This is a genomic window from Paraburkholderia sp. RL17-381-BIF-C, assembly GCF_046026435.1.
In the GTDB taxonomy this organism is placed as follows: domain Bacteria; phylum Pseudomonadota; class Gammaproteobacteria; order Burkholderiales; family Burkholderiaceae; genus Paraburkholderia.
In genome coordinates, this window is the sequence record NZ_JARESX010000080.1 from 23,407 (window position 1) to 30,549 (window position 7,143).

General features: G+C 61.6%; 6 protein-coding genes and 1 pseudogene. 1 reads left to right on the top strand and 6 read right to left on the bottom strand.

Annotation, left to right across the window (positions count from 1 at the left end):
* Positions 1-5 precede the first annotated feature (5 nt).
* The 6 genes from P0D70_RS31165 to P0D70_RS31190 form a co-directional block, all read right to left on the bottom strand.
* Positions 6-1,259: an HlyD family secretion protein gene (locus tag P0D70_RS31165; protein ID WP_408187311.1), complete on the bottom strand. Its 1,254-nt coding sequence runs from the start codon at positions 1,257-1,259 to the stop codon at positions 6-8.
* Between the two features lie 44 nt (positions 1,260-1,303).
* Complete coding sequence (locus tag P0D70_RS31170) at positions 1,304-2,845, bottom strand: efflux transporter outer membrane subunit (protein ID WP_408187312.1); 1,542 nt, start codon at positions 2,843-2,845, stop codon at positions 1,304-1,306.
* A 39-nt stretch (positions 2,846-2,884) separates the two neighbouring features.
* On the bottom strand, positions 2,885-3,322 hold the full coding sequence (locus tag P0D70_RS31175; protein WP_091796389.1) for a MarR family winged helix-turn-helix transcriptional regulator: 438 nt from the start codon (positions 3,320-3,322) through the stop codon (positions 2,885-2,887).
* A gap of 230 nt (positions 3,323-3,552) precedes the next feature.
* Positions 3,553-3,852: an ArsR/SmtB family transcription factor gene (locus tag P0D70_RS31180; RefSeq protein WP_408187314.1), complete on the bottom strand. Its 300-nt coding sequence runs from the start codon at positions 3,850-3,852 to the stop codon at positions 3,553-3,555.
* Positions 3,853-3,974: 122 nt separating this feature from the next.
* Positions 3,975-5,840: a biosynthetic-type acetolactate synthase large subunit gene (gene ilvB / locus P0D70_RS31185; protein ID WP_408187315.1), complete on the bottom strand. Its 1,866-nt coding sequence runs from the start codon at positions 5,838-5,840 to the stop codon at positions 3,975-3,977.
* 76 nt (positions 5,841-5,916) lie between these two features.
* Positions 5,917-6,495 carry an AraC family transcriptional regulator gene (locus P0D70_RS31190; RefSeq protein ID WP_408187313.1) on the bottom strand — a complete coding sequence of 193 codons (579 nt, stop codon included), beginning with the start codon at positions 6,493-6,495 and terminating at the stop codon, positions 5,917-5,919.
* A 508-nt stretch (positions 6,496-7,003) separates the two neighbouring features.
* On the opposite strand from P0D70_RS31190, the pseudogene P0D70_RS31195 reads away from it, so the two are divergent.
* A pseudogene (locus tag P0D70_RS31195) lies at positions 7,004-7,143 on the top strand (GlxA family transcriptional regulator); the annotation flags it as partial.

Consider the following 7,143-nt stretch of genomic DNA (forward strand, 5'->3'; position numbering starts at 1 on the left):
TGCTTTCAGCCGGCATGGCGCGACGCGTCGCGGTGCGCGACGGTCTTTTGCGGCGCGGCTGATGCGGCGACGCGCGAGGCCGGCATGTTCTGCGCGATGATCTGGGCGATCTCCGCATCGGCAGCCGCACCATACTGGGCGAACACATCCGTGCGATACGTCGTGTTCGTGGCCGCGGCGAGTTGGGTGCCGGACTCGTCATGGGTATCCACATCGACCTGCATCGACAGACCGATCCGCAACGGATGCGCATCGAGTTCACGCTGATCGAGCAGCACGCGCACCGGCAGGCGCTGCACCACCTTGATCCAGTTGCCGGTGGCGTTCTGCGCCGGCAGCACCGCGAAGGCGGCGCCCGTGCCGGCCGAGAAGCCCTCTATCCTGCCGTGATATTCGACGCTGGAGCCGTAGACATCCGCCGTGAGCGTGACCGGCTGGCCGATCCGCATGTGCGTGAGCTGGCCTTCCTTGAAGTTCGCGTCCACCCAGACCCCGTTGAGCGGCACGATGGCCATCAGCGGCGTGCCGGGCGCCACGCGCTGGCCCACTTGTACCGAACGCCGCGCGACATAACCGGTGACCGGCGCGGGCAAGGTATTGCGCGCATAGTTCAGGTAGGCGTCGCGTACCTTCGATGCCGCAGCCTGCACGTTTGGATGCTGTTCGATCGTGGTGCGGTCTGTCAGCGCGTGATTCGCTTCGGCCTGTTGGCGGGCGGCGTCGAGCGCGGCTTGAGCAGAGCTGACGGCGTCGCGGGCATGGGCGATGTCTTCGCCCGACACTGCGCCGGTTCCCGCAATCGCCTGACGGCGTTTCAGGTCGTCGTTGGCGCGAACCAGATCGGCCTCGCGCTGCGCGATATTTGCCGCGTAGAAATCGTTGTTCACGTACAGGCCGCTCACTTGCCGAACTGTCTGACCGAGCGTCGCCTCCGCGTTCGACAGCGCGATCTTTGCGTCGGCGGCGTCCAGCGTCACCACCGGGTCGCCCTGCTTGACGACCTGCGTATCGTCGGCGTTGACTGCGACCACCGTGCCGCTGACCTGCGGCGTCAATTGCACGAGATTGCCGCTCACGTACGCGTCGTCGGTGGACTGGTAGAAGCGCGCCACCGTGAAATAGTAAGCGCCATAGCCAGCGCCTGACACGACAACGGCGGCCGCAAGGAGCGCCAGCATCAGCTTGCGCTTGCGGGGCTTTTCAACCTCGACGGGTTCTGCTTGCGCCGTAGTGCGCTCGGCGGCGGTCGTATCGCTCATTTCAATCACTCCTGGCAGTATATAAAGGGGTCGCGACAGTCGTATTAGCGCGCGGCGACGACTGGGCTGATCTGTGTTGCGGTTGCGGTTGCGGTTGTGTTGGCGCTCGAGCTTGCGTTCGGGTTTCCTGCGCTGGCGGCAGCGGTGTCGACATACCCGCCTCCGAGTGCCGCAGCCAACGCGATCTGCTGATCGCGGCGGTTCATCTTCAGGTTGGCGACCGCCTGGTCGGCGGCGAGCGCGTTGGTATCGGCGTTCAGCACCGTGAGCTGGTTCGTGAGGCCGGCCTTGTATTGCGTGAGCGCCAACTGGTCGGCACTGCGCGCCGCTTCCTGGGCGGCCTGCGCATCGCCGAGCTGGACGTCGGTCGAACGGATCTCGGCGAACTGCGTGGCAACTTCCGACAGCGCCGTAACGAGCGTCTGGTTGTAACCGGCCACCGCATTGTCGAAGTCCGCGTATCGCCCTTTCAGTTGCGCCCGCAGTTCGCCACCGTCGAAGATCGGCAGATGGATCGCCGGGCCCGCGCTGACGGTGCGGCTCGCAGCGGTCAGGAAGCGGCCGAAACCGAACGCATCGAGCCCAATCGCGGCGCTCAGGTTGATGTCGGGGTAGAACTCGGCCTTCGCTTCCTTCACGTCGTGCGTGAACGCATCGACACGCCAGCGGGCCGCGACAATATCCGGGCGGCGGCTCACCAGGTCGGCCGGCACGTTATCGGGCAAGCGCACCTCGTCGCCGATACCGAGTGCAGGCCGGGCGATCGACAGGCCACGGTCCGGACCCGCGCCGAGGAGCGCGGCCAGCTGATAGCGCGTCGTGACAATGCTGCCGTCGAGCGAAGCAAGCGCGGCCCGGCTGCTGGCCAGATTGGCCTGCGCGGTCTTGCGCTCCACTTCGGTATCCAGCCCGCTGGCGATACGGCCGGCCGTGATGCGGTCGATCTGTTCGCGCTGCCCGACTTCCTGTTGCGCAATGTCACGCAACGCGTACAGGCGGGCGAGCTGGTTGTAGTTGCGGGCGATAGCCGAGGTGAGCGTCAGCTTGACGACCTCGGCATCCGCCTCGCTCGCCTGCAACTGCGACATGGCAGCCTTGAGCGCCTCGCGATTCTTGCCCCACAGATCGAGGTCGTAGGAGGCCGACAGCAGCCCCTTGTTTTCCGATTGCCACGAGCCGGCATACGGCGGCGGGACCAGAGCGTTACCCGAATACTGCTGGCGCGTGAACGAGTAGCTGGCGCCGACATTCGGCAGCGTGCTCGCCTTCGCCGTCTCCGTATAAGCGGCGGCGGCCGCCACACGGGCGCGCGCCTGAGCGAGCGACGGACTGCCTTTCAGGGCTTCTGCCAACAGGGCTTTCAACTGCGCGTCGCCAAACTGGTCGGCCCAATCGGCGGCCGGCCAATGTCCGTCGTCCGACGGAATGCTCTGCTCGGTAGCGAGCGTTTGCGGCGGCGTCATTTGCTTGTCGCTCGTAATGCCGGCGTAGTTCGCGCACGCCGACAACACGGCGGCGAACATCACGGAAACGCTAGCCTTCGCCACTCGCCTGCCGAGCGCCATTCCATTTAATTGCGATTTCATTTTCTGACCTGTCAGATATATAGGTAAAAAAAATGCCGCTCAGTCCTCAAGGAATTTGTTAAGCAGGCGGCCCAGCTCAATGAACTCTTGCTTCGTAAAGTGCTTCAGACGACCATTCAGGACGCCAGGTGCGATTTCCGGCAGTTGTGCGGCGACCTGCTTGCCTTTCTTCGTCAGCGTCAGGTTGACTACCCGGCGATCCTCCAGGCTGCGCGAGCGTTCGAGCAAGCCCTTGTCTTCCAGCTTGTCGAGCAAACGCGTCATCAAGCCGGTATCGACGCCCAGCAACTTCGACAACTCAAACGGCGTGGAAGCGACCCCGCCATTGAGCGACAACAGGATGCCCATTTGCGGGGAGGTGATATCCAGGTCCTTCAAGGCATTGTCCATTTCCGCCACCAGAACGTTGCGGGCTTTGGTGAGCGCAAGGCCAATGCTCTGCTCCGCCCGGAAGTTGTCCTTCGTGTAGTGGTTCATCTTGCGCTCCTCAATCGACAGACTCAACACTATCTGCAAAGTCAGATACTGTCAACTTGAGTGCGGAAATATTTTTTGGGGGTCAATGCGGGGCAAAGAGTCCTGAAGTGGGCGTTTCTCCGTACGAATCCGCCTCGCGAGTTTGGCAGTCGCAATAGAAGTGAGCACGAAGCGCCGCACGGCAGCGAGCCTGCCAAGGTGGGCGGCACTTCGGTCGACACACGCTGTGGCTATAGATGCGACCTCATCTGTTCCGCAAAGGCGCGAATGACGTCTTCGTTTCGCGACAGAAACATCCACTGACCAACGCGGGTCGACACCAGCAGTTTCGCCGCGACCAATGCCGCAACGTGCGCCGAGACGGTCGATTGAGATAGCCCACTGCGCGCGAGGATTGCGTTCGCCGGCACCCCGCAATCGAGATCGATGTAGCCTTGCGCGAAGTATTCGCGGGGGGCCTTTAGCCACCGCAAAATCTCGCGCCGGAACGGGTTTGCAAGTGCCTTATGAATCAAATTCTCGTTAACCATAGCTTTCGAAAAACGCCTCGATAGAAGCTGCTCAACCAGGCGACGGGTAGGGACGAAATGCTTCACCTATCGCGATCGCGGCCAAGGTCGTGTCACGCCTTGGAATACCGGCGCCCTTTTCGTTAGAACATGTCCGCAGCACTTTTTCGTCCTACGCTCTGAATGGGTGTCCCCTCCCCGGTTCGAGACGGGATAAAGGGACCGGTATTCATCGTCGCGTAGCTTTGCCCCGGACCTACGATCGGAAACACATCGGCGTTCTCGTCGATCATCACCTCCAGGAAAGCCGGTCCCTTAAATTCAACGAACGCCCGCAACGCGTGCTCGAGTTCGGACAGCGCCTCGACGCGACGGGCAAACTCGAATCCATCGGCCTGTGCCGCCATCACGAAGTCCTTGCGATAGAGCGCCTTGTCGCTAACAAACATTCGCCCGTCGTAAAAGAGACGCTGCCACTGCCGGATCATTCCGTCACCGCGATTGTTGAGCAGCAGTACCTTGACGGGAATGCCGTACGTGCTTGCCGTCTCCAGTTCGCCGACATTCATCCGGATGCTTCCATCGCCGTCGATGTCGATCACGAGCGCATCCGGTCGCGCCAGTTGCGCACCAATCGCCGCGGGCAGCCCAAAACCCATCGTCCCCATGCTTCCTGATGTCAGGAAGCTTCGAGGCTCGACGAACTCGAAAAACTGCGCGGCCCACATCTGATGCTGGCCCACGCCCGTGCTGATGATCGCTCGTCCGCCGGTGATTTCGCTGAGCTTTTCGATAACCCACTGCGGTTGAATCGCAAGGTTCTTGCGGTCGTAGTTCATTCCGAAGGTCTGCTTCAACGCCATCACATGGTCGAGCCAGCCAGAAGACGACTGCTTCGCCGGACCGTGCTCGAGCAAAGACAGCAAGGCATCTTTAGCATCGCCCACGTGAGTCCAGTGCGCACGCTTGACCTTGTTGATCTCCGCCTCGTCGATATCGATATGCGCGACATGGCGCGCACCGGGAGCGAATGAGTCAGGCCGTCCACCGGCGACGCGATCATCGAATCGGGCGCCCAAAGCAATGAGAAAATCGCAGTCTTCAACGGCGTAGTTCGCGCAGGCGGCCCCATGCATGCCGAGCATGCCGAGACACAGCGGGTGTTTTGCAGATAGGGCGCCAAGACCCATGAGTGTCGTCACGACTGGAATGCCGTGGCGCTCGGCGAACTCCCTTAGCACCGCAGTCGCACGCCCCGTGATCACGCCGCCGCCGACATAAAGCAGCGGCCGCTCACTCTGTCGCAGAAGATCGAAGAATCCGGCAGCTTTGGCCTTTTCCAACCGTGCGCCTTTAGCCACCATGCGCAGCCGATCGGAGTAGCCGCGAAAATGCAGTGTGCCTCGTCCATGATAGGGCCCCGTCCAGTTCTGGATGTCTTTAGGCACGTCCACCACGACCGGACCCGGCCGGCCGGTGCGGGCAACTTCGAATGCGGTTCGCAGTGTTGGCTCGAGCTTCAACGGATCGGTGACGAGAAACACCTGCTTCGCGCACGCCGACATGATGTTGAGGACCGGCGCCTCCTGAAACGCGTCGCTGCCAATCGCGGCACGTGGCACCTGCCCGCAGATGAGCACGACAGGCACCGAATCGCCGTTACAGTCGGCGATCGGCGTCACTGCGTTTGTCGCACCCGGCCCCGACGTCACCATGAACACGCCGACTTTTCCGCTGGCTCGCGCATAACCGGCGGCCATAAAGCCCGCGGCCTGTTCATTGGCAGGTACGACAAACTTGATCTGACGCTCCACATGGGCCGCGTTCATTTCGTTGTAGCGAAACACCGCGTCGTAGGTCGGCAAGATCGCCCCACCGCTATATCCAAATAGTGTGTCGACGCCCTGCTCGGCGAGCACGCGCAGAATGATGTCCGCGCCCGACAGCGTTTCGGTCGCATTCGCCGGCGTCAGATCGGCGTGTGAAGCAATGATTGGGTTTCGGCTCATAGTTGGCTCGCGGGCAAATCGGCGCTGACAGGAGCAGCAGCCTGAATCAAAGAACAACTTCCTTTCCAGTTGGCGCTCATTCGCGGCACCTCGACAATGACTTCGTAATGCTTCTGGCGAACTCTTCGCCAAGGTCCTCCCTGACCAGGTCCAAGGCCACCTGAATACCGTCACTTACGCCACATGACGAGTACAGATTGCCGTCCTTCAGACAACCTTGATCGCTCGCGACGTGTACGAACGGATGCTCGATGGACAGACGCTGCGCGTCGCGCCAATGCGTGGTCAACAAACGATAATCAGCGAGGCCGGCGCGCGCGATCAGAAACGCCCCGTTGGACACGGATGTGAGCCTTCGCACTCCGCGTCCGGCATTCCTGAGCCAGTCCACCAATTCATGATGTTCCAGGCTCGACCCGAGCACCGGACAACCCGGCACGACGACAATGTCGAAAGCAGCATGTGCATCCAGCAGGCTCTCCGTCGTGCGGACCGCTACACCACTTGAGCACATGACGGGCCCCGGCGACGGTCCCACGAGATGCTGCTCGTACAACGTTGCACCGCACAGACGGTTCGCTTCGTGAAAGATATCCATCGGCCCCGTCACTTCGAGCAGCCGGAATCCGGCGTACAGCATCATCGCGACATGCATGCTCCGTTACTCCGTGAATTCACTGAACATAAGCGCCGCGCATCCCGCCGCGTCAGGCCCGGCGAGGCGGTGCGAAGTATGGCGTTCCTTCAGCAGACAAATCCGTTAATGGCTGCCTGTTTTCCCGGCGTCCGGCTCTTCGTCAGGCTGGTGACCCAGTCTAATGAGCCGGCACGGCAGAGGAAACACGTGCTTGTCGCCATGCTGGGCCAATCCACGTGAGATTTGGGCCAACCGCGCCAACGTGGTGATGTTGTCGCTCGCATTGCGTTATGTTGCGCTGCGTCCGGAGGGTCCATGGCCGTTTGGCATTGCTCGAACCCGGTTGTTTTGTAACCTGGACGCAAAAGTGAGTTACCGCCCTGTGCATCCCTGTTTTCCGCCTGTTGCGTTAAGCTCGGTTACCGCTCGTCAGTAGAGGCTGAGAGGCTTGGCCCGCTCTTTCAGGTAAAGCCAATCGAATCGCAGGTATCGGAGACGAGCCTACTCACTCCATGAAGGTCACGGCATGAAAGTCGCCATTGTCATATTCGATGGTGTTCAGGCGCTCGACGTTGCGGGCCCTCTCGACGTGTTCGCGGAAGCCAACACGATCCTCCCCGAACAACAGAGATATGAAGTCTCCCTGGTGGGTCTTCAGGCCGGCGG